15 protein-coding genes are annotated in these 22,349 nt (G+C 52.6%); 11 read left to right on the top strand and 4 right to left on the bottom strand.

Annotation, left to right across the window (positions count from 1 at the left end):
- Positions 1-4 precede the first annotated feature (4 nt).
- Entirely contained in the window at positions 5-1,039 is a 1,035-nt protein-coding gene (locus ACO064_RS16665; RefSeq protein WP_421828391.1) for a sensor histidine kinase, read from the top strand.
- Here the strand turns inward: ACO064_RS16665 and ACO064_RS16660 are convergent.
- Positions 1,036-1,587 (bottom strand): DNA-3-methyladenine glycosylase I, encoded by a 552-nt coding sequence (locus ACO064_RS16660; RefSeq protein ID WP_421828390.1) that lies wholly within the window; start codon positions 1,585-1,587, stop codon positions 1,036-1,038. The genes ACO064_RS16665 and ACO064_RS16660 overlap by 4 nt on opposite strands.
- 339 nt (positions 1,588-1,926) lie before the next feature.
- On the opposite strand from ACO064_RS16660, the gene ACO064_RS16655 reads away from it, so the two are divergent.
- Complete coding sequence (locus ACO064_RS16655) at positions 1,927-2,646, top strand: RluA family pseudouridine synthase (RefSeq protein ID WP_421828389.1); 720 nt, start codon at positions 1,927-1,929, stop codon at positions 2,644-2,646.
- Between the two features lie 64 nt (positions 2,647-2,710).
- A complete protein-coding gene (locus ACO064_RS16650; protein ID WP_421828388.1) occupies positions 2,711-3,010 on the top strand; it encodes a Dabb family protein in 300 nt (99 codons plus the stop codon).
- Between the two features lie 51 nt (positions 3,011-3,061).
- On the opposite strand, the gene ACO064_RS16645 is transcribed toward ACO064_RS16650, so the two are convergent.
- Complete coding sequence (locus tag ACO064_RS16645) at positions 3,062-4,270, bottom strand: PSP1 domain-containing protein (RefSeq protein WP_421828387.1); 1,209 nt, start codon at positions 4,268-4,270, stop codon at positions 3,062-3,064.
- Positions 4,271-4,735: 465 nt separating this feature from the next.
- Here ACO064_RS16645 and ACO064_RS16640 point away from each other — a divergent pair, with 465 nt between their 5' ends.
- A complete protein-coding gene (locus ACO064_RS16640; protein WP_421828386.1) occupies positions 4,736-6,175 on the top strand; it encodes an APC family permease in 1,440 nt (479 codons plus the stop codon).
- Positions 6,176-6,190: 15 nt separating this feature from the next.
- On the opposite strand, the gene ACO064_RS16635 is transcribed toward ACO064_RS16640, so the two are convergent.
- Together ACO064_RS16635 and ACO064_RS16630 are read right to left on the bottom strand one after the other, a co-directional pair.
- A complete protein-coding gene (locus ACO064_RS16635) occupies positions 6,191-7,066 on the bottom strand; it encodes a helix-turn-helix domain-containing protein (RefSeq protein ID WP_421828385.1) in 876 nt (291 codons plus the stop codon).
- 445 nt (positions 7,067-7,511) lie between these two features.
- Positions 7,512-8,726: a proline dehydrogenase family protein gene (locus ACO064_RS16630; protein WP_421828384.1), complete on the bottom strand. Its 1,215-nt coding sequence runs from the start codon at positions 8,724-8,726 to the stop codon at positions 7,512-7,514.
- Positions 8,727-8,871: 145 nt separating this feature from the next.
- Here ACO064_RS16630 and pruA point away from each other — a divergent pair, with 145 nt between their 5' ends.
- The 7 genes from pruA to ACO064_RS16595 all read left to right on the top strand — a co-directional run bounded on the left by pruA (position 8,872) and on the right by ACO064_RS16595 (position 22,278).
- Positions 8,872-10,503: an L-glutamate gamma-semialdehyde dehydrogenase gene (pruA, locus tag ACO064_RS16625; protein WP_421828383.1), complete on the top strand. Its 1,632-nt coding sequence runs from the start codon at positions 8,872-8,874 to the stop codon at positions 10,501-10,503.
- A gap of 467 nt (positions 10,504-10,970) precedes the next feature.
- Positions 10,971-14,126, top strand: a complete 3,156-nt coding sequence (locus ACO064_RS16620; RefSeq protein WP_421828382.1) for a SusC/RagA family TonB-linked outer membrane protein — start codon at positions 10,971-10,973, stop codon at positions 14,124-14,126.
- Between the two features lie 34 nt (positions 14,127-14,160).
- Positions 14,161-15,684 carry a SusD/RagB family nutrient-binding outer membrane lipoprotein gene (locus tag ACO064_RS16615; protein WP_421828381.1) on the top strand — a complete coding sequence of 508 codons (1,524 nt, stop codon included), beginning with the start codon at positions 14,161-14,163 and terminating at the stop codon, positions 15,682-15,684.
- Between the two features lie 33 nt (positions 15,685-15,717).
- Positions 15,718-18,615, top strand: a complete 2,898-nt coding sequence (locus ACO064_RS16610) for a tetratricopeptide repeat protein (RefSeq protein WP_421828380.1) — start codon at positions 15,718-15,720, stop codon at positions 18,613-18,615.
- A gap of 42 nt (positions 18,616-18,657) precedes the next feature.
- Positions 18,658-20,145 carry a S10 family peptidase gene (locus ACO064_RS16605; RefSeq protein ID WP_421828379.1) on the top strand — a complete coding sequence of 496 codons (1,488 nt, stop codon included), beginning with the start codon at positions 18,658-18,660 and terminating at the stop codon, positions 20,143-20,145.
- Between the two features lie 34 nt (positions 20,146-20,179).
- Positions 20,180-21,751: a S10 family peptidase gene (locus tag ACO064_RS16600; RefSeq protein WP_421828378.1), complete on the top strand. Its 1,572-nt coding sequence runs from the start codon at positions 20,180-20,182 to the stop codon at positions 21,749-21,751.
- A 167-nt stretch (positions 21,752-21,918) separates the two neighbouring features.
- Positions 21,919-22,278, top strand: a complete 360-nt coding sequence (locus ACO064_RS16595) for a hypothetical protein (RefSeq protein WP_421828377.1) — start codon at positions 21,919-21,921, stop codon at positions 22,276-22,278.
- Positions 22,279-22,349: the final 71 nt, after the last annotated feature.

Genomic DNA, 22,349 nt, shown 5'->3' with positions numbered 1-22,349 from the left:
CTTCATGTCGCTTAGCCCCCGTATTGCTGCGTTTCTGCTGGCCGGTCTGATTTCGGCCCTGACAGCCGTGTTTCTGACGTTTGTGGAAGGCGTCACGCGCAGCATGCTGTTCGTGGTGGCAATTTCGTCGTTGATCGTTTCGTTTTTCCTGATTCTGTATGCCATCGAAATTCTGGTGTACCGCGAGGTGAACAAACTTTACAAAACCATCCACAAACTGCGCATCAAGGATTTCACGATTTCCCGGACCACCATCGTTAAAAACAGCAATCCCTTCAAGAAACTGAACGACGAGATTTTTGTCTATGTGGCCCGCAAACAGAAGGAAATCGAGGAACTCCGGCGACTCGAACAGTTCCGGCGCGAGTTTCTGGCCGACGTCTCCCACGAACTGAAAACGCCAATTTTTGCCGCACAGGGCTTCGTACACACGCTCATCGACGGCGCCATCGACGACGAGAAGGTGCGGGATAAATTTCTGGCCAAAGCTGCCAAAAGCCTCGACGGGCTGGATGCGCTGGTGAAAGACCTCGTGGCCCTGTCGCAACTGGAAACTGGCGAGGTGAAGATGCATTTTGAGCCGGTGGATATTTACCAGATTACGCTGGAGGTGTTTGAGCAACTGGAAAATAACGCGCTGGCCCGCCAGGCTTCCCTAAAAATCAAATCCGATCAGCCCGGCGGTATTCTGGTCAAAGCCGACCCGCAACGCATCACGCAGGTGCTCACCAACCTGATCGAAAACGCCATTAAATACGGCAACAACGGTGGCAAGGTGGTGGTCAGTTTTGAGGAGGAAAAGAAGCAATATATCATTCAGGTGCGCGACAACGGCCCCGGCATTCCGCCCGAACACCTAAACCGCATCTTCGAGCGGTTTTACCGCGTCGACAAAAGCCGCTCGAAAGAACGGGGCGGCACCGGTCTGGGACTCGCCATTGTGAAGCACATTCTGAACGCCCACAAATCGAAAATCACGGTGATGAGCAAACCGGACAAGGGCACGGTTTTCAGTTTCAAGCTCGATAGAGCCGATTAACGCCCCGCGGTCCACAACGGTTTTTTCTCCAGCACCTTTTCAAATACCGGACAGTCGGGAGCGTGAGCGCCGGGCAAATAGCCGATGCTCATCAGGAACTCGTTCACAATTTCACCACCGGTGAAGCGAAACGTTTTTTTGAAAAGCTTCACCCATTCTTCTTTGGTTTTGGGATGGTGAAGTTCCAGCCAGTTTTCAAACGAACCGTGTTCTTTCTGCAGTTCCAGGATGGTTCTGGCGTTTTCGATGGCGGCATTGACTTTCAGCCGGTTGCGGATGATACCCGCATCGGCCAGCAGCCGTTCGCGGTCGGCGTCGGTGTAAGCCGCTACGCTGGCAATGGAGAAATTATCGTACGCTTTCCGAAAACCGGCTTCCTTTTTCAGGATTGTATCCCAACTCAAACCAGCCTGATTGATTTCCAGCACCAGCCGGCAAAACAGCTCATCGTCATCGTGGATCGGAAAACCGTAGAGATGGTCGTGGTAGGCTTTGTGGAGGGCCTTCCGGTCGGCGGTCATGAAATCGATGGCGGTGCAGTAGGACATTGGAAAACGGATTGGTCAAATTTTATATAGCCCACCGTTTTAACGGTGGGTAGTGAGGCAAAAACGGCGTCGATAAAAACCGTTTCAACGGTTTCAGGATCTCAAAACCGTTGAAACGGTTGGGCGGTTGGTCATTATGCCCGGTTTTCCTACGGTTTCAACCGTGGGCTGGATCAACACCTGATCCGGTTATCGTACAACAAAGTTATCGGATTGTGGCCGAAGAACGGTACCTACTCGCTGCAGATTGTACCCAAAATAACACTGCCAATCACCCGGTTTTTCGACAGGGAATCTTTTTGCCTTGGATAGCATTCTGTTGTTCAGGACATTTGTATTATGAAACTGAATTTTGAAGAGCTGATTGTTTTCGAGAACGACGACTATATTTTAATCAATAAACCGGCGAATATTGCTTCGCTCGACGAACGGAATGCCGATAAGTCGCAGAGTATCCTGCGCTTAGCCAAAGCCTACCATCCGGATGCCCAGCTCGGCCACCGCCTGGACAAAGGCACGTCGGGTATTCTGGCCATTGCCAAAAACCCGGCGGCCTACCGCCACCTGGCCATGCAGTTTGAACACCGGGAAGTGACCAAACGCTACCACGCCGTCGTGGACGGCATTCACGATTTCGAAGGCATTTCGGTATACCTGCCCATTTCGCCCATCAAAGACGGAACGGCGGTGAAAATTGACCGGCAAAAAGGCAAAGATGCCGAAACCATTTTCAATACGCTGAAAGTATACCGGATGCACACGCTCATGGAGTGTATTCCGATTACGGGCCGGATGCACCAGATTCGCGTTCACCTGATGTGTTTGAAAGCCCCCATTGCCAACGACCCGACGTACGGCGGAAAACCGGTTTTTCTGTCGGATCTGAAGCGGAAATTCAACCTGAAAAAAGATACCGAAGAACAGTCGCTGATTCAGCGTGTGGCCCTGCACGCCCGCTCGCTGACGTTTACGCTGCTGGATGGCGAACGAACGATTTTTGAAGCGCCCTATCCGAAAGATTTCGAAGTATTGGTGAAGCAGTTGGAGAAAAATAGTTAGTTTTCAGGCTCAATTTGGCATTAACTCCTAAAACCGTACCGGCGAACCGGTCGAAAAAACAAGCATGTTTGTTCATACCGTATATTTCTGGCTCACCAACCCCGAAAGCGACGACGACCGCCAGGCGCTCCGCGACGGCCTTGAAACGCTCAAAGGCATCACGCATTTTGAAGCGTTGTACATTGGCAAACCCGCCGACACCCGTCGGCCCGTCATCGACCATTCCTACGACTGGTCGCTGACCTATATTTTCCGCGATCAGGCGGCCCACGATGCGTATCAGGAAGATCCCATCCACCTGAAATTTGTGGAAACCTGCGCGCGGTACTGGAGCAAGGTTCTGGTGTATGATGCGGTAGAATAAAACCCATCTTGGGAAAACGAAAAAACCGGCCTTCCGACCGGTTTTTTCATATTAGGCTTTTCCGTTCTCCGGGCGTCCGTTCGAAGCCGCCGGTTCACCACCGCCGGATGACGGTTTTTTCTTCTTCCGTTTCTTCTTCCGATCGCTGCGGTCGCTGAATTTTTTGTCCAGTTTTTCCAGATCGCTGTTGAGTGAACTCAACCCTTTGGCGGTTTCTTTCCGCTCGGCCATCGGCTCCAGCAGGTCGAACGACTCGGGGATAATGCCCTTTTTGTTCAACTCCTGAATCTCCATGACGCGCGCGATGGGCAGCGGATACCAGGTGCTTTCGGTGCTGTAGCCAAACCACATGATGCGCCGGAAAATGTCGGTTTTCTGGAGCGACGCCCGGCCTTTCTGGGTTTCCAGCGGTTTTTCCACCTGCGGAATATCGCGCAGCGCATCCACGTAGGTTTCGAGTTCGTAGTTCAGACAACACTTCAAACGGCCACACTGTCCCGACAACTTACTGGGATTCAGCGACAAGTTTTGATACCGGGCCGCCGAGGTCGTGATGTTTTTGAAATCGGTCAGCCAGGTCGAGCAACAGAGTTCGCGGCCGCAGGAACCAATACCGCCCAACCGCCCGGCTTCCTGCCGCAGGCTGATCTGCCGCATTTCGACCCGGATTTTGAATTCGGCCGCCAGAATCTTGATCAGTTCCCGAAAATCGACGCGCTCGTCAGATGAATAATAGAACGTCGCCTTCGTGTTATCCGACTGATACTCCACGTCGGACAGTTTCATGTTCAGCTTCAGTTCCTTCACCACTTCGCGGGTGCGATACATCGTCGTCAGATCGCGGGCGATAGCCTGCTCGTGTTTTTCGAGGTCTTTCTGCGACGCCACGCGGTGAATCACTTTCAGATCGTCGGAAAACGGGATGTTTTTCTTCAACATCTGCAAGCGAACCAGTTCCCCCTGGAGCGACACGCAGCCGATGTGATAACCCGTTTGCATTTCACAGACGACGTAGTCGCCCGTTGTCAGATCGATCTGGTGCGGGTTGCGGTAGTATTCCTTCCGCCCACCCTTAAACTTTACTTCTACGGCTGCATCGTACCGGCGTGTGGAGGGCGTCTCCATGTTGCTCAACCAGTCGAACACATTCATTTTATTGCAACCGCCGGTGCCACAAGCCCCATTATTCTTGCATCCGCCCACGGCTCCGGTCGCGGTTTTGGTCCCACAACCGCCGGTCGTACATGATTTGCATCCCATAACTCTATCTATAGTTAAGAGTTAATAGTTAAAAATTAAGAGTTAAAAGTGAAAAGTAGGATAGAGAACCGTTTACTTTTAATTTTTAACTCTTAACTCTTAATTCATAACTCATGATCGTGCGGGCGGCCCCGCTTCTTTTTGTGCCTTCATCCGGATCACATTTTATATAGATTCCAATGGGGCGGTGAACACTGTACTCAATCGGTTCACGCCGTTCATGAACCGATCAAACTCAAAATTATACCCTAAATTAATAAAAAAAGGCATAAACGGCTGCATGAACCCAACTACCCCGGACAGGGCGGGAGAAAATCGCATCCATGATCACATGAAACCGGTTAAAATATGTTTAGGATTGACTAAAACCGGAGGTATTTGGCGATTGCAGGTCACTTACCTTTGGATAAATAGTTCAGCCATTCACTGTATCCGGCGTCGACACCGTTTCCCCGCTTTTCTTTTATGCAAGACCATTCGGCCTTTAAGCCTTCCCTGCGATTAATCGATGCCACGATGCTGGTGGCCGGCAGCATGATCGGTTCCGGTATTTTTATTGTCAGTGCCGACATTACCCGCAACACTGGCAGCGCGGGCTGGCTGATGGCGGTCTGGCTGATCACCGGTTTCATGACCCTGACAGCAGCCCTCGGTTACGGCGAATTGAGTGCCATGTATCCGAAAGCGGGCGGGCAATATGTGTATCTGAAAGAAGCCTACAATCCGCTCATCAGTTTTCTGTACGGCTGGAGTTTTTTCACCGTCATTCATACCGCCACCATTGCCGCCGTAGGCGTTGCGTTTGCCAAATTCACCGCCTACCTGTTGCCCCCATTCAGTGAAGACCACATCATCTTTGACCTGAACTTTCTGCAAATCTCGGCGGCACAGCTCCTTTCAATTCTTATTATCGTATTACTCACCTTCATCAACACCCGCGGGGTCAACAGCGGGAAACTCATTCAAACGACTTTCACCCTGGCCAAACTGCTGAGCCTGCTGGGTCTCATCGTATTCGGGTTTTATGCCATCAAATCCGATGTCTGGCAAGCCAACTGGACGAACGTCGACATCTGGAATTTGCATAAACTCAGCCCCGACGGAAGCGTTGAATCTTATACAACGCTGGCCGCTTTCGGTGCCATTGCGGCCGCGATGGTCGGATCAATTTTCAGCAGCGATTCGTGGCATACCGTCACGTTCATTGCCGGCGAAATCAAAAATCCGCAGAAAAACATCGGGCTCAGTCTGGCCCTCGGCACCATCATCGTCACGGTGATTTATCTGCTCACCAACGTCATGTATACCGGAGTGCTGTCGCTGCAGGAAATTGCCTCGGCCGACAAAGACCGGGTGGCCGTGACGGCTTCTCACGTCATTTTCGGCAACGCCGGAACCACCATCATTGCCATTATGATCATGGTTTCGACGTTTGGCTGCAACAATGGCCTAATTCTGGCCGGAGCGCGGGTGTATTATTCCATGGCCAAAGACGGTTTGTTTTTCCGGAAAGTGGGGCAACTGAACAAAAACTCCGTACCCGGTTTTGCCCTCTGGATTCAGTGCCTCGTGGCCTGCATCTGGAGCCTGAGCGGTCGCTACGGCGACTTGCTGGATATGATTTCGTTCGTGGTTGTGGTTTTTTACATGCTGACGATCGCCGGGATCTTCATCCTGCGAACCAAACGCCCCGACGCGCCAAGACCCTACAAAGCCGTTGGCTACCCGGTTTTGCCGGTTCTATACATCCTGATGGGCCTCGCGTTTTGCCTCCTGCTGATTGTCTACAAACCCACCTACACATGGCCCGGACTCATCATCACCCTCACCGGTATCCCGATTTATTTCCTGATCAGAAAAAACCGCAATACCGGTGAGAAGCTCCCGGAAACCGGCAGAGATTAGACGTAACCCGGTGACTTACTTGCTCTTGTATTCCCGAATATAATCGCTGGGCGACATGCCAGTGGTTTTTCTGAAAACCCGGTTAAAATTGGTGGCGCTGTTGAACCCCGTCGAATAGGCAATGCTGGAAATACCGTCGTTACTGCTGTTGATGATTCGTTTACAGGCTTCGTTGATCCGGATCTCATTCAAAAACGTGTTGTACGTTTTGCGGGTGTGCTTCTTGAAGTATTTGCAGAACGCGTGCGGAGTAATGTGGGCGATGTCGGCAATTTTGTCGAGCGTAATGGGTTCGGCATAATGATCGAGCGTATACTGGAAGACGTCATTCATCCGCATGCCGTCCGAATCCGAAAAAGAATAATCGGCGAACCCCGTTTGCAACGACTTCCAGCCCTTTACTTCCTTCGAAAAATATTGAAACAACTGGATAACCGCCAGCAGCCGGTCCAGATTGGTTTTGTCTTCCAGGGATTTCAGGATTTTGGCAACGTATTCGGTGTGTTCGGCCGGAAGTTGCAGGCCATTCTGGATGAGTTCGAAAAACCGGCTGATCGACTCCATTTCGGGCAAAGCCAGAAAGGCTTTCGGAATCCGTTCCAGATCGAAAAAGATGTGGATGGCATGGGCATTCCCAAGCCGTGGATTCGTAAAATGCCCCGGCTCCGATTTGAACATGTGGGGCTGGTTTGGCCCCAGAATGTACACTTCGTTGGGCCGGAAGGCCTGGCTGTAGTTCCCCACCATCAGGGTACCTTTCCCTTTGAGGATGAGCGTGATCTGAAGCTGTTTATGCCGGTGAAAATGGTTGTAAAAATGGGTCAGAAAATCCTCGTCTACAATTACGGAATCCTCTTTGGGGGCAGGCGGAGTAAATTGTAGTACTTTCATACAGTCAAATCGGGTAATTGTTTAACCATTAAACATCAAAATAGTACAAATAGAGATGGCAAGGCCTTTACAATGACCGGCAAAATGAACGGCTTTACAAGTTTACTTCATTTAACAGTTATTTTTCGAAGTATATACCAATATTATCATTATTCTATATATTTCACAAACAAACGGATAATATTTGTTGATTATTGGCTAATAGTGTTATAAAAGTTCGTTCAGGAACTGCATATCGGAATAAGATCACACTATCGCTGAGGTTTATTTTTTACTCTTAAAATGGTTACAATTTTCAAAGTTCACCAAACGGCCTGAAAACGGGAGCAAATCGCTTCGGAAAGGCGGTATTACTGACAGGGCTACGATACCGCTGACAGGGTCTTTGACCGCTGTCAGGGTATCGTAGCCCGATCGACGTTACCGAATTTTAAAACCAAACTGGTTATAACTTCCTTCTGGCCACTTCTTTCCGGATCAGAAACAATTCCCGGCTGGTTTGCCCCGCCACCGAACTATTTTCCTGCGCCCGTCGCATCAAATACGGAATAACGTCGGCAATTGGGCCATACGGAAGGTACTTGCTCACGTTGCAACCCGCCTTGGCGAGGTTGAACGTGATGTGGTCGCTCATGCCGAAAAGCTGGGAGAAATGAACGTGCGGGTGATTGAGCGGCAGGTCGGCATCGAGTAGTTTCTCGACGGTGTGCTGTACGCTGTGTTCATTGTGCGAGGCCACAATCAGCGAAATTCGGTCTAGATGATTCAGGCAGAAATCAATCGCAGCGTTGAAATCCCGGTCACTGGCGACTTTGTCGGGCTGGATCAAAACGGTTTCATTGCGCTCCAGGGCCCGTTTTCGCTCTTTCTCCATGTAGGCCCCCCGAACAATTTTGACACCCAGAACGGCTTTGCGGTTTTGGGCCAGCGCAAAGCTTCTTTTCAGAAACGCAAGCCGGTCGTGGCGGTATAGCTGGACGGTATTGAAAACGACAGCGGCCTTTTGATTGAAAACCGTCATCACCTGCATCGTCAGCGCATCGATCGTATCCTGAATCCACGATTCTTCAGCATCTATTACTATTCCAATGTGGAGATTAGCGCCCGTTTCGCAGATTTCAACCGTTCGGCTGACCACCCGCTCCCATTCCTGCTTTTCGGAAGGGGTCAGCAAACCGGTATTGATCTCGACGGTCTGATCGGTCAGCCGAACCAGCGGGTTCAGTTTTTCCAGTAACGCAAACCGCGCCAGGCCCGTAATCTTGATGCCCATCAACGGCACATTGGGGCGGGTAGCGGCAAACCGAACGACCCGAATGAACTCTTCCTTCGTCCGGTCGAAGTCGGCTTCGGTTTCCTTGCCTTCCGCGCCATAATCCAAAATGGCCTGCACCTTGAATCGATCGAGCGTTTTAATCGTATCAATCGTTTGATCAAGACTTTCTCCGCCGACAAATTGCTCGAAAATGGTGGACCGGATCAGCCCTTTGACCGGCAAATTCCACTTTACGGCCAACGACGTAAGGCCCGCTCCCAGGCTCACCAGCCAGTTTTGATTCATCAGCGTGAACATCACCTGTGCTTTCCGCAACTGCTGATCGGATTTATAGGCAAAGGCTTCGGCGGTATTATCCAGATCTATTTTCGTTTCGTTTTTCATCGTCTGTATTTTGTCCCCTAATGTATAGCGGGAATTTCGGGTATGGCGGTTTTGGCAATTTTAGATGACATTTGGACAATTTTGGATGCAAAGGAAGAACCGGGGCACAATACCTTTGAACAACTGATTTAATAAACCATTGTCTATGTCAAAAGGATTTTTCCGTGTTCCGGAACCCCGGAATGAACCGGTTTATTCGTATGCGCCGGGGACTCCCGAACGAGCCAAATTGAAGGAAGCCCTGGCAAACGCCCGGGCGCAGGAAGTCGACATTCCCCTCTACATCGGGAATCGCGAAGTCCGAACGGGTACCAAGCAAGCCATTCGTCCTCCCCACGACCATCACCATATTCTGGGCTATTACCACGAAGGTGATGCCAGCCACGTTCAGGAAGCCATCGAAGCCGCCCTCGCGGCCAAGCCCCGCTGGGAAGCCCTGCCCTGGGAAGAACGCGCGGCCATTTTCCTGAAAGCCGCCGAGCTGATCGCCGGACCATATCGCTATAAGATTAACGCGGCCACCATGCTCGGTCAGTCAAAAAACGCCTACCAGGCCGAAATAGACTCCGCGTGTGAACTGATCGACTTCCTGCGGTTTAATGTTTCGTACATGGCGACAATTTACGACATCCAGCCCAATTCGTCACCGGGCGTCTGGAACCGGCTGGAACAACGCCCCCTGGAAGGTTTCGTGTTTGCGCTGACGCCCTTCAATTTCACGGCCATTGCCGGAAACCTGCCCACCTCAGCAGCCATGATGGGCAACGTGGTAGTCTGGAAGCCGTCTGAAAACCAGGTGTATGCGGCTCAGGTGATCATGGACGTGCTGAAAGAAGCCGGTTTGCCCGGTGGCGTCATTAACCTGATCAACGTGGATGGTCCCGTTGCCGGAAACGTTATTTTTAGTCATCCTGACTTTGCCGGGATTCATTTCACGGGTTCGACGGCGGTTTTTCAAACGATCTGGAAATCCATTGGCAATTCCATCGCTACCTATAAAAGTTACCCACGCATTGTGGGCGAAACCGGCGGGAAAGATTTTGTACTCGCTCATCCCAGCGCTGACGCGGAAGCCGTTGCCACGGCTCTGGTGCGCGGTGCGTTCGAATACCAGGGACAAAAATGCTCGGCAGCTTCCCGAGCCTATTTACCCGCGTCGTTGTGGGCGGCTATCCGGGACAAAGTGGTTCAGGATCTGAGTATCATCCAAATGGGGCCAGTCGAAGATTTTGGTAATTTCGTGAATGCCGTGATTTCCGAGCGCTCGTTCGACAAGCTGGCCCGCTACATCGATCAGGCTAAAAACGACGAGGGCGTTGAGATCGTCGCCGGTGGATCGTATAACAAAACCGTAGGCTATTTTATTCAACCGACGGTTTTGCGGGTCGATGATCCGCAGTATGTGACGATGTGCGAAGAGCTGTTTGGCCCGGTTTTGACGGTCTACGTCTACGACGACGATGACTATGAAGCCATGCTGGATGTTATTGATAAAACGTCCATCTACGCACTCACCGGATCGATTCTGTCCCGCGACCGGTATGCCATCGAGCTGGCAACCAGCCGCTTGCAGAATGCTGCGGGCAATTTTTACATCAACGACAAACCCACCGGCGCGGTGGTGGGGCAACAACCTTTCGGGGGCGCGCGCGGATCGGGAACGAATGATAAAGCCGGTTCGGAGCTGAACCTGCTGCGGTGGGTGTCGGCCCGAACCATCAAAGAAACCTTTGATTCTCCCAAAAACTACCGTTATCCTTTTTTAAATCCCGATTGATCACACCCGTGAATCTTTACTTGTTGCGGTAAATGTACCGGTATGACACCCCCGTCATACTGGTATTTTTTTTAGATAAAACGGAGATTTATTTTCATCTTTTCCCGATTTAGGAGGCATTTTGAAAAATCAGAATTTACAATTTTAAAGTCAGCCACTTTTCCAAATTGACCGAATATTATTCTACAATAAAAGCAGTTGATACGTAATTCTTTGGGGGCTTAACAAAAATTATCTATTGATAAATAGATTTTAGCCGAATCCCGCCAGCCCTATTTTGAGAAGAAAAATGTTGCTTTTCTTTGTTTGAGAACACCAAACCGTGGTGTTGCGGATGCGCTGAATCAGGCAGGTTTCTGGTACCGATCAATCCGACCGATGCAGGAAAAGAAACCTGTCGACTCCGATCTGCCCGGCCTTTTAGACTACTCAGCATGCAATTAACCCCAATTATACCGTAGGTGACTATGAAGCAATCTATCCTATCAACTCGTGGCTTCCTGCCCATTCTTATCGTCTTTTTCGGCCTGCTGGCAGGAAGTAGGGCCGTCGCAGGTGGGCTTCCCGCAAAATTGGCGGACATTGAAGTCAATGGTGTCGTCACTTTCAAAGAGGATGGCAACCCGCTGCCGGGGGCGTCTATTTTAGTGAAAGGCACCACCAATACCGGCACCATCACGGATGCCAACGGTAAATTCCGGCTTTCCGTCCCCGAAAGCGCCACGCTGGTGGTGAGCTACATCGGTTTTCTGCCCGTGGAAATTCCTGTCAACGGACGGAGTACGATTTCCATTGCGCTGGAATCGGATGCGAAGCAACTGAGTGAGGTGGTCGTCACATCCTTCGGGATTGCCCGCGACCGCAAAACGCTCGGATACGGCGTGAGCGAAGTGAAAGCCGAACAACTCAGCCAGGCTCCGACTACCGACGTAACCAACTCGCTGGCCGGCAAAGTGGCCGGGGTGCAGGTTACGGGGGCGGGCGGTGGTTTTGCCGGTTCCAACGTAACCATTCGCGGTTTCTCCACCTTTACGGGCAGCAACCAGCCGCTGTATGTGGTCGACGGGATTCCGCTGGACAACTCCGGGGGGGGCAATTCCGTCAATACCGGTGTGGTGAATTCCAGCCGGATTTCGGACATCAACCCGCAGGACATCGAAAACGTCAACGTCCTGAAAGGGGCGGCTGCTACGGTTTTATACGGTTCGCGGGCAGCTTCCGGTGCCATCCTGATCACCACCAAAAAAGGCAGGAAAGGCGTTAAAAAGCAGATTTCGTTCTCAACCAATGTCGCCGTCGGAACGGTGAGCCGGTTTCCGAAATTTCAGAACGAATACGCTCAGGGCAGCAACGGAAATTACATCAACAACGTAGCCGGTTCCTGGGGTCCCCGGATTGCGGGACAAACCGTAACGAACTGGTTTGGTGAGTCGGAAACCCTGCAGGCGTATCCGGACAACATTCGGGATATTCTCCAAAGCTCCATTTCTTCGCAGAATAACCTGAGTTTTTCGGGTGGGACCGATAAGTACGATTACCGGGTTTCCTACGGTTTTTCGGCCGAAACCGGTCTGGTACCGAACAACAAACTGAACCGGAATAACCTCTCGGTGAATGCCGGTACGCAATTGACCGACAAATTCAGGATCTCGACCTCGTTCTCCTACGCCAACAACGTTTCTGACCGGACGCAATCCGGTAACCAGGGAGCCAACTCGCTCTGGCGCGGGATTTATACGCCCCGCAGCTACGACCTGACCAACAAACCGTTTCAGGATGCCGCCGGAAACCAATTGTGGTTTGCCGCCGAAGATCACCCCTACTGGTCGCTGGAACACATCAGGAACCACCAGGAAGTGAACCGGTTTTTCGGGAATGTAAACCTGAAGTATGACATTCTGGACTGGTTGCAGGCCGATCTGAAAATTGGTACGGATATTTTCAACTTCACCACCAAAGGGTTCGACGACAAGGGCGTTCGCAGCAACGCCAACACCAACTCGGCGGGGGCCGGTGGGGTGCTGGACCGTTCGCAACTGATCCGCAACCTGAACTCGTATTTCACGCTGACCGGAAACCGGAAAATTACCCCCGACATCAACCTGATCGCAACGGTTGGGAACGAAATCATTTCCAACTACAACAGCGAAATGCAGAACATCGGTCTGGGGATCGTTGTGCCGGGTTTCGACAACATCAAAAACTTCCTGACGTTCAACCCGACCTCTTCCGTTACCGAGCAACGGGCCGTGGGGGTGTTTGCTGACCTTGTTTTCGATTACAAAAGCTGGCTTTCGGTGAACGCCAAAGCGCGGAACGACTTCTCTTCAACGCTGGCTCCGGGCTATCGGTCCATCTTCTACCCGGCCGTTGCCCTCAGTTTTGTGCCAACGGAAGCGTTTCCATCACTCAAATCGAAAATTCTGTCTTCGGCCAAAATCCGGGCCAACATGGGCGAAGTGGGCAAGGGAGCCAGTCCGTATGCCATCAACACCTATTACGGCAAAGCAAGTGCGGGTGATGGTTTAGGCTCGACAGCGGTCAACTTTCCGTTTGGCGGACTAGCCGGTTATACCTACGACAACAGCACGGGAAATCCGCAGTTGACGCCGGAATTTACGCGTGAAATCGAACTGGGTGCGGAAGTAACGCTGTTCAACGGTCGTCTTTTCATCGACGGATCGGTTTACAAACGCGACAGCCGCAACCTGATCTTCTCGGTTCCGGTGCCTTCGACCTCCGGTTTCACCAGCCTGGTCACGAACGCGGGTAAGCTTTCGACCAAAGGGATCGAGTTGCTGATTTCGGGAACACCGATCCAGAAGGAAAGTTTCACCTGGGAATCGTCGCTCAACTTCACCAGTTTCCGGTCCATCGTGAAGGAACTGGCACCGGGCGTCGCCAACATCTCGATCGGTGGGTTTACATCGCCGAACATCCGGCTGGTGTCGGGCGAAGAATATGGTCAGATCTGGTCGAATGCCTATCAGCGGGATGCGCAGGGTCGCATGATCATCGGCGCCAACGGACTGCCGAAAGTAACGACGGCGGTGCAGCGGGTTGGAAATCCGAATCCACGGTTTACGGCCGGTTTTACCAACACGTTCAATTACAAGAACTTCAGCCTGTCGTTCCTGCTCGATTACAAGCACAAAGGCGATCAACTTTCCCGGACCATCGGCGATTTGCGCATCAATGGCGTAGCCGCCGAAACGGCCGAGTTCCCCCGGTTTAACGCCGATGGCACGCCCAACCGGCCCTACATTTTCGACGGCGTTCGGGAAGACGGCACGCCAAATACGATTGGCGTCACGGCGCAGCAGTATTACAGTTTGCAGGGTAAATATGTGGCCTGGGAAGGTTACGTTCTGGACGCTACGTACCTAAAACTGCGGGAAGCCAACCTGACCTACAAAATCCCGGCGTCCGTTCTGGATCATGTAAAATTCATCAAAGGGCTTCAATTGTCGGTATACGGTCGGAATCTCTTTATTCATGCCCCGAATTACCCCCACCTCGATCCGGAACAAAACCTGCTGGGTGTCAGCAATGCGCGCGGTCTGGAGTTTGGCATTCAGCCCACCGCCCGGACCATCGGGGGGAGTTTGAGAGCGACGTTTTAACGGGTGATTACGAATCGAACAAACCATTGAGATCATGAAGAAATTACTCTATACTTCCGTTCTGGCTACGGGGCTCTTTTTCAGCTCCTGCAGTTCTTACCTGGATGTCAACGACGACCCCAACAACATCCAGCGTGTTCAGGTGTCGCAGTTGCTCCCTTCCGTTACGGTCAACATCGGCTACATGGGCGCCAGTGACCTTTTCCGCTACGCCAGCCTGCTCTCGCAGCAGTTCAGTGGACAGGGCCCCAATACCGGTTTCGGGACGTTTAAAGAATACGAGCGGTATAACATCAACGACTCCGACGTCAACAGCCAGTGGGTCCGGATTTTCGGCACGACGGTGAGCGACCTGGAATTGATGATTGCACAGGCCACCCGCGAAGGCAGTCCGCATTACGCCGGGGTCGGAAAAATCCTGAAAGCCTATGTCTATCAGATCGTTGTCGATGCCTGGGGCGATGTTCCCTATACGCAGGCTGGCAAACACAGCGAGAATTTCTACCCGGCTTTTGACGATGACGAGGTAATTTACAAGGACCTGACCCGCCTGATCGACGAAGGGCTAACGGATGTCAATGCCGCCACCTCGGCGCTGTCGCCCAACCAGTTCAGCACGATTTACAGCGGAACGACCTGGGCGGTTTCCAAGGACAAATGGATCAAGTTTGCCAATACGCTGAAACTGCGGATTTTCCTGCACTATTCAGCCAAAGACCAGGCTTATGCTTCCCAGCAAATCACGGCGCTGGTGAACAGCGGAGCCAAATTCATGGAAAGCCCGGCGGATAATTTCCAGATGGCGTTTCTGGCCGAGTCACAACGGCAGAATCCGCTGTACAGCATGGAAAACGGCCAGTTCAAGAACCAGTTTTTCCCCAACCGGTTTATCGTCAACCTGATGAATGGCAAGAACGATCCCCGCCGGTCTTCGTATTTCATTCCGTTTCCGTTCAACTCCAGCCCGGCTACGTTTAAGGGAGCCAGCGTGTTGGACACCGATCCGTCGTCGGCTTATTCCCGGAACTATCAGTATATTTACGGAACGGCTTCGGCACCCAATACGGCCATGATCAATCCGGATGGTAGCCTGCGGGACGGAGCCATTACTTTCTCCGGAGCGGGTCCGGCGCGGTTGCTGACCTTCGCCGAATACAACTTTATCCGGGCCGAAGCGGCTTTGCTCTACGGCGCACCGGGCAATGCCCAGTCGTTTTTCGAAGCCGGTATTCGGGCGTCCATGACCGACGCGGGCGTGGCCGCAGCGAATGTGACGACCTATCTGGCAACTCAGGGAACGCTGACCGGAACCAACCAGCAAAAACTGGAGCAGATCATTACGGAGAAATACATAGCGAACCATGCGGTTTTGATGGAACCCTGGACGGACTACCGCCGGACGGGCTATCCGGCCCTGACTCCGCACAAAACGCCGATGGCTATTTACGACGAAGTGCCCCGGTCGTTGTTCTACGCGCAATCGGAAATCAACAACAACCCGAATGCGAAACAACGGACCACCATGCTGGATCGCGTTTTCTGGGATACCCGCAAATAAGCGGTTCCGGTTAGACCTAAACTCTTTTTTCACATGCTGAAAAAGTCTTTTCCGCTACTTTTCCTGCTCGCCATTACCACTGCGGTAATGGCGCAGCAGGTTGGTGATACACGCCAGGCGCAGACTGATCTGGAAAAAGCACGCGCGGAGTTGCTCAGCCAGGCGAACCGAACGACGGGCAAGGCTAAAACCGTCAAAAAAATGCTGGACCTCGGGTTGTGGCCGCAAGCCCTGGCCGAAATGAAAACCGGAAAAGGCTTGACGGTGGTTGAAAAGCTGTTGCTACAAGCCGAATACGACTGGTTGAACAATGACTTTAAAAAGGCCGAAAGCTCCGTCACAAAAGCCCTGTCGCTGGATAAAAACAACCGCTGGGGCCGGCAATTGAAAGCGGTTCTGGCCATTGAAGCCTGGGATTTGCAAAACGCAGTCGAGCAGTGCCGGTCCATTCTGGCCAGTCATCCGACGGATGCGGAAACGGCGATTGTGCTGGGCCGCGCGTTGCTGTTGCAGAAAAACTACACCGAGGCTATGGCCGTTGCCAAAAAGCTTCAGAAGCAGAATCCGTCGCTGGCAGCCGCCTACCAACTGGAAGCGAACGTATATTTCTGGGATCAGCACCCCGAAAAAGCCGAAGCACCCCTGGTGAAATCGCTCACGCTCGACCCGTTCAACGCCGATGCCCGTTTCAGTTACGGCTATGCCATCTGGCGCCGGATCGATGCCACGCAGCTCAACGACATGGCAGCCCAGTGGCAACTCGCCCTGAACATCAATCCCCTGCATTTTCAGACGCACTGGCACTGGGGCAACGGCCACACCAACCTGACCTATGCCGACTATGCCGACAAGGATGAGAAAGAAATTCGGGAAAAACTAAAGGAAGCCGACCGGCTGTTTCGGACGAATCAACTGGCTAGCGCCCTGGCCGTGACGCACCGGGTCGGCAAGGAATATCCGCAGTCGGTTTTGCCCGCCATGCACCGCGCATCGCTTTATTACAGTGATTTTGATAACCCAAACCGAAAAAGCAATCTGGATTCGGCCGAAACCATTTTCCGGTCTATTCTGGCTACCAAAACCCACTATGGCCCGGCCCACAACGGCTTATCGGCGGTGATCAAATCCAAGCGGATTCCGTATCTGATGACGTACGATTCGACCACGAATGTGCTGAAAACCACCCGCATCAGCGACCCGGAGAACTTCGTCAACGTGTTTCCCGACCTGAGCTATTATCCCGGCGACCGGGCCAAGGCGATGGTCTGGAATCAGATGTACACCAGCGTGGTGTATTTTCCGTTTCTGTCCAAACAGGATAACGCCTTTGTGGTGCCGCCCCTGCACATCGATCTGGCACTGGCCATGCGTGCGCCCCATTTTCGGTACAACACCACCTTTGACAACCGCCAGTGGATGGACATTCGGGGCGTGGGAAGCGGGGCTGCGGCCATTGAATACGTCGAGCGGGGAGCCTATCAGGAACGGAATGTCGTTCTGCACGAATACGTCCACCTGTTCCACGGTCGCGTGCTGACCGACGCCGAAAACCGGCAGATCCGGGCCCTGTATTACAACGCCATGAAAAACGGATTGACGCTGGATTATTACTCCCAGAACAACGAATCGGAGTATTTTGCCCAGACCTACCCGGCCTATTTTGAACCCATGAAAGTGCATCCGCTCGACTTCAAGTCGATGAACACAACCGCGGAACTGAAAAGCCGGGACCCGAAAATGTATGCTTTCCTGGACGCGCTGGTGAAAAAGGAACGGGCGTATCTCGACGGCGACAAGGCGGTGATGGCTTCCAACTGGGCGCAGGTTTACCTGAACATGAGCAACAAAGTTGTCAGAACCGATCCGGCCCGAGCCGCTGCGTTTCTGGATACGGCGTTGGTTTACGATAAAAAATACCAGCCCGCGTATCTGGCCTACGCCCGTCTGAAGCAACAACAGAAAGCCTTTGATCAGGCCTACACGTACATCAAAACCGCCGAAGAAATCGACCCGAACTACGCGCCGGTATATGCCGCCTATGCGCAGTGGGAAGAAGCCAGCCATACGCCGGACAAAAGCCACGACGAGCTGATTAAAACCCAGGCACGTTGGCTGCAAAAGGCGCTGGATCTGGAAAAAGATTACCAGACCCGGGCCACGCTATCCATTCAGTTGCGGGAAATGTATGTGCAGAATGCGCTCCTGGGACCAGCCATCAAAGCGGCTGAGGACTATGCCGCCAACGGGCCGGATGTCTCGACCTACCTGCGCGACCGGCGCGACGATGCCCGGGCTTTTGCCGCGGCCCGACGCGCCATGCTGGGTTATGCCGACCAGCTCGATGGGCTGAAAAAGCTGGTGTTGCAACGGCCCCAGAATTATGAATTACGGGGTTTGTATGCCGACGCCTTGCTGGCGAACGGCCGCTACCAGGAAGCCATTGAAACCATGAAGCAGGTGCAGCGGATTCTGGATGCGGGGAAAAACGCTCGCCCGGATTTTGATCTGCGGATTGCGGAAGGCTATGCCAAATTGCAAAAACCGGATTCCGTGTCGTACTTCCTGACAAAAACACTGGCTGACAAACAAACCCTGACGGGGCTGTATAAACAACGCCTGGTGCGGCTGCTGGCCGAATCCAACCGGTTGCCGGAAGCCGAAACGCTGTACAAAACCCTTTCGACGGAGGGCGATGCGGTTTACCAATCGGCGGCTTTGCAATCGGATGGGGTGTTACAACTTCTGAATAAAAAAACCGGGGAGGCCGTGGCTGCCTTTAAAAAGTCGCTGGCGCAAAATCCGTACAATACCGAAAGTTATGTCGCGCTGGCAAAACTGTATAAGCAAACGGGCCAACAAACCGAACTCGATGCCTTGAACACAACGATCAATCAACTGGACATCAAACCCGGAAAACTAACGGGTTTGTGAACCGGAACCATCTAAACATCAGTCCTTTTAACCCATCACATCATGAAATACCTTGCTCCCCTCTTCTGGGCGTGCTTTCTGACTACCCTTTCTTCCTTTGCCCAAAACCGCTCGCTGAAACTGGATGCGGCCGTAACGACCACCGATCAGGTTACCATTAAAGGAAAAGTGGTTCCTTACAAAGCAACCGCCGGTACACAACCGGTTTATGACGAAAACGGCAAGCCCATCGCCAGTTTGTTTTACGTCTATTACGAACGTTCCGATGTGACCGACCGGACGACGCGGCCCTTGTTCATTTCTTTCAACGGCGGTCCGGGCGCGGCTTCCTGCTGGATGCACATCGGCTATACGGGTCCCAAGCGCGTCAAAGTCGACAGCGAAGGTTACCCCGTTCAGCCGTACGGCGTCACGGACAATCCGCATTCCATTCTGGACGTGGCCGACATTGTATACGTCGAACCCGTCAACACCGGTTTTTCGCGGCCCGTCAATGATTCGATTCCGAGATCGAAGTTTTTTGGCGTCAATGCCGACATTAAGTACCTGGCCGAGTGGCTGAACATGTTTGTGAGCCGTAAAAACCGCTGGCCGTCACCCAAATACCTCATCGGCGAAAGCTACGGAACCACGCGGGTGTCGGGCCTGGCGCTGGAGTTGCAAAACGCCAACTGGATGTATCTGAACGGCGTGATTCTGGTGTCACCCACCGACCTGGGCATCGACCGGAAAGGGCCGGTGGCGGCTGCCAACATGCTGCCGTATTATGCCGCCACGGCCTGGTACCACAAAGTGCTGCCCACCGATTTGCAGCAGAAAGATCTCGATGCCATTCTACCGGAAGTGGAGCAATTTACGATCAATGAACTGACACCGGCCATCGTCAAAGGCGGTTTTCTGGAGCCGGAAAAAAGAAAGCAGATGGCGGCTAAAATCGCCCGATATTCCGGTTTGTCGGAAAAAGTCGTACTCGAACACAACCTGGCGGTTCCTTCGTCTTTTTACTGGAAAGAACTGTTGCGGGATAAAGGCTTTACGGTGGGTCGGCTCGATTCGCGCTATCTGGGGATCGACCGGCAGGGAGCGGGTGAGCGTCCTGATTATGCGGCTGAGTATGATTCCTGGAAGCATTCGTTTACGCCCGCCATCAATTATTACCTGCGCGAAAAACTGAACTACAAAACCGACCTCAAGTATTTCATTTCCGGCCAAACCGGGCAGTGGGACCGCGCCGGCCAGAACACCGACCGCACGGGCGAAAACCTCCGCCAGGCCGTGGCCCAGAATCCGTATCTCCACGTGATGATTCAATCGGGCTATTTCGACGGCGCGACTGATTATTTTAACGCCAAATACAACCTCTGGAACATGGACCCAAGCGGCAAACTGAAAAACCGCCTGCAATGGAAAGGTTACCGGGGCGGCCACATGATGTATCTGCGCGACGAAGACCTCGCCACCTCGACCGAAGACATTCGCGAATTCGTCAAAAAAACCTTGCCTAAACCGGATCAACCCGCCAAATACTAAACCGAACTACTTGATTTTATAACCCCAACAACACATGAAACGAATTGTAGTTTTACTCCTGCTGGCTGTTACCACGGGTTCCTTGTCTTTTGCGCAACGCCGACAGGGTGGCCCGCCACCGGCGGCTGCGGAAACCGCTCCGCGACCAGCGGGTGCGCCTTCGGCCAAACCCGGCCCCAACGACCTAAGGCTCCCGATGGACTCCACCATCACGACATCGCATACCGTTACGATCAAGGGCGTCAAAGTGCCTTACACGGCGATGGTGGGAACACAGCCGGTTTGGGACGAAGAGGGCAAGCCCATTGCCGGGGTGTTTTATACCTACTACGAACGGACGGACGTCAAAGACCGCACCACCCGGCCGCTGGTCATTTCATTCAACGGGGGTCCGGGAACCGCATCGGTCTGGATGCACCTGGCCTATACGGGGCCTAAACTGCTGAACATCGACAGCGAAGGTTATCCGTTACAGCCGTACACGCTCAAAGACAATCCGAATTCCATTCTGGATGTGGCCGACATCGTCTACATCGATCCGGTCAACACGGGCTATTCCCGCCCGGCCAGCAAGGACGTGCCGCGCTCGAAGTTTTTCGGGGTAAATTCCGACATCAAATATTTGGCCGAATGGCTGAACACCTTCGTGAGCCGCAAAAACCGCTGGCCGTCGCCCAAATACCTCATCGGCGAAAGCTACGGAACCACGCGGGTGTCGGGCCTGGCGCTGGAGTTGCAAAATGCCAACTGGATGTATCTGAATGGCGTGATCCTGGTGTCACCGACTGATCTGGGAATCGAACGGAGCGGGCCGGTGGCGGCTGCCAACATGCTGCCTTTTTATGCGGCCACGGCCTGGTATCACAAAGTGCTGCCCGACGACCTGCAAAAGAAAGACTTGACGGCCATGCTGCCGGAAGTGGAGCAATTCACCATCAACGAGTTTATTCCGGCGCTGACGATGGGCGGTTTTCTGGATCCGCAGAAGAAAAAGCAGATTGCCGCCAAAGTTGCCCGGTATTCCGGTTTGTCGGAAAAAGTGGTGCTGGAGCACAATATGGACATTCCGGCGTCTTTCTTCTGGAAGGAGTTACTGCGCGACAAAGGCCACACCGTCGGTCGGCTGGATTCGCGTTACCTGGGAATCGACCGGGAAGATGCGGGCGAGCGTCCGGACTATTCTCCGGAGCTGACGTCGTGGCTGCACTCGTTTGCGGCTCCCATCAACTACTATTTCCGGGAATTCCTGAATTACAAAACCGACCTGAAATACTACATGTTCGGGCCGGTGCATCCCTGGGATCGGGCGGGTCAGAACGCCGACCGCTCGGGCGAAAACCTCCGGCAGGCGATGGCCCAGAATCCGTACCTGCACCTGCTGGTCCAATCCGGCTATTACGACGGGGCCTGCGATTACTTCAATGCCCAGTATAACATGTGGCAGATGGACCCCAGCGGAAAACTCAAAACCCGGATGGACTGGAAAGGCTACCGGAGCGGCCACATGATGTATCTGCGTCAGGAAGATCTGGTGACGTCCAACGAGGATATCCGGAATTTCATCAAAAAATCAACGCCAAAGCCCAATCAGCCTGCGAAGTATTGAGGTTGATCAAGCGAGTCCATTTGCAATTAAAAACCGTGTGCCCCTACCAAATCTACATCAGCTCTTGCAGTCGGTTTTGGTTTGATAGGGGCATACGGTTTTTCAGCCGATTTCGTACTATATTTGTTATACTTCCTCCTTTTAAATGCCATTACTACTTTTTTATCATGGGCACGGAATCATTGGTAAATGCACTCCGAAGCGTGTTTGAAAATGCGCGAAAAGAGGGAACTGAAATAAATGCGTTCATGCTCGGCAAAGCCTATCCCGGTTTTGTACGGAACTCCTATATTCTGGCTGTTAGTGCCCCTTCCATGGCTGGCTGGGAACCATATGAGAAGATGGATAAAATCATTGATTTGCTGCGTGCTCATCTCGACGTTCAGGACAAAACACAGATCGATCGGGTTCGCGTTTATAATTCTATCGAAGAATTGAAAGCTCACTCCTTAGTGGGCTTTGACGATGATCCCGGAGCCATGTATGAATTGCCCATCCGGGGCGTACCCCAACTAGTGGAAATTTAAGAAAGCAGCCAATCGAAAGCCAACAAAAAAACCGCCCCAAAGTGGGGCGGTTTTTTTGTATAAACGTGTCT

The sequence above is a fragment of the Larkinella sp. genome (assembly GCF_965227735.1).
Lineage (GTDB): Bacteria > Bacteroidota > Bacteroidia > Cytophagales > Spirosomataceae > Larkinella.
The sequence above is the reverse complement of the archived record's forward strand: the minus strand, read 5'-3'. Positions and strand labels throughout refer to the sequence as shown.

What these genes read in the sequence shown, in the direction of transcription:
- ACO064_RS16665 (WP_421828391.1), top strand. Translation starts at nt 5, where the DNA reads ATGTCGCTTAGCCCCCGTATTGCTGCGTTTCTGCTGGCCGGTCTGATT.
- ACO064_RS16660 (WP_421828390.1), bottom strand. Translation starts at nt 1,587, where the DNA reads ATGTCCTACTGCACCGCCATCGATTTCATGACCGCCGACCGGAAGGCC.
- ACO064_RS16655 (WP_421828389.1), top strand. Translation starts at nt 1,927, where the DNA reads ATGAAACTGAATTTTGAAGAGCTGATTGTTTTCGAGAACGACGACTAT.
- ACO064_RS16650 (WP_421828388.1), top strand. Translation starts at nt 2,711, where the DNA reads ATGTTTGTTCATACCGTATATTTCTGGCTCACCAACCCCGAAAGCGAC.
- ACO064_RS16645 (WP_421828387.1), bottom strand. Translation starts at nt 4,270, where the DNA reads ATGGGATGCAAATCATGTACGACCGGCGGTTGTGGGACCAAAACCGCG.
- ACO064_RS16640 (WP_421828386.1), top strand. Translation starts at nt 4,736, where the DNA reads ATGCAAGACCATTCGGCCTTTAAGCCTTCCCTGCGATTAATCGATGCC.
- ACO064_RS16635 (WP_421828385.1), bottom strand. Translation starts at nt 7,066, where the DNA reads ATGAAAGTACTACAATTTACTCCGCCTGCCCCCAAAGAGGATTCCGTA.
- ACO064_RS16630 (WP_421828384.1), bottom strand. Translation starts at nt 8,726, where the DNA reads ATGAAAAACGAAACGAAAATAGATCTGGATAATACCGCCGAAGCCTTT.
- pruA (WP_421828383.1), top strand. Translation starts at nt 8,872, where the DNA reads ATGTCAAAAGGATTTTTCCGTGTTCCGGAACCCCGGAATGAACCGGTT.
- ACO064_RS16620 (WP_421828382.1), top strand. Translation starts at nt 10,971, where the DNA reads ATGAAGCAATCTATCCTATCAACTCGTGGCTTCCTGCCCATTCTTATC.
- ACO064_RS16615 (WP_421828381.1), top strand. Translation starts at nt 14,161, where the DNA reads ATGAAGAAATTACTCTATACTTCCGTTCTGGCTACGGGGCTCTTTTTC.
- ACO064_RS16610 (WP_421828380.1), top strand. Translation starts at nt 15,718, where the DNA reads ATGCTGAAAAAGTCTTTTCCGCTACTTTTCCTGCTCGCCATTACCACT.
- ACO064_RS16605 (WP_421828379.1), top strand. Translation starts at nt 18,658, where the DNA reads ATGAAATACCTTGCTCCCCTCTTCTGGGCGTGCTTTCTGACTACCCTT.
- ACO064_RS16600 (WP_421828378.1), top strand. Translation starts at nt 20,180, where the DNA reads ATGAAACGAATTGTAGTTTTACTCCTGCTGGCTGTTACCACGGGTTCC.
- ACO064_RS16595 (WP_421828377.1), top strand. Translation starts at nt 21,919, where the DNA reads ATGGGCACGGAATCATTGGTAAATGCACTCCGAAGCGTGTTTGAAAAT.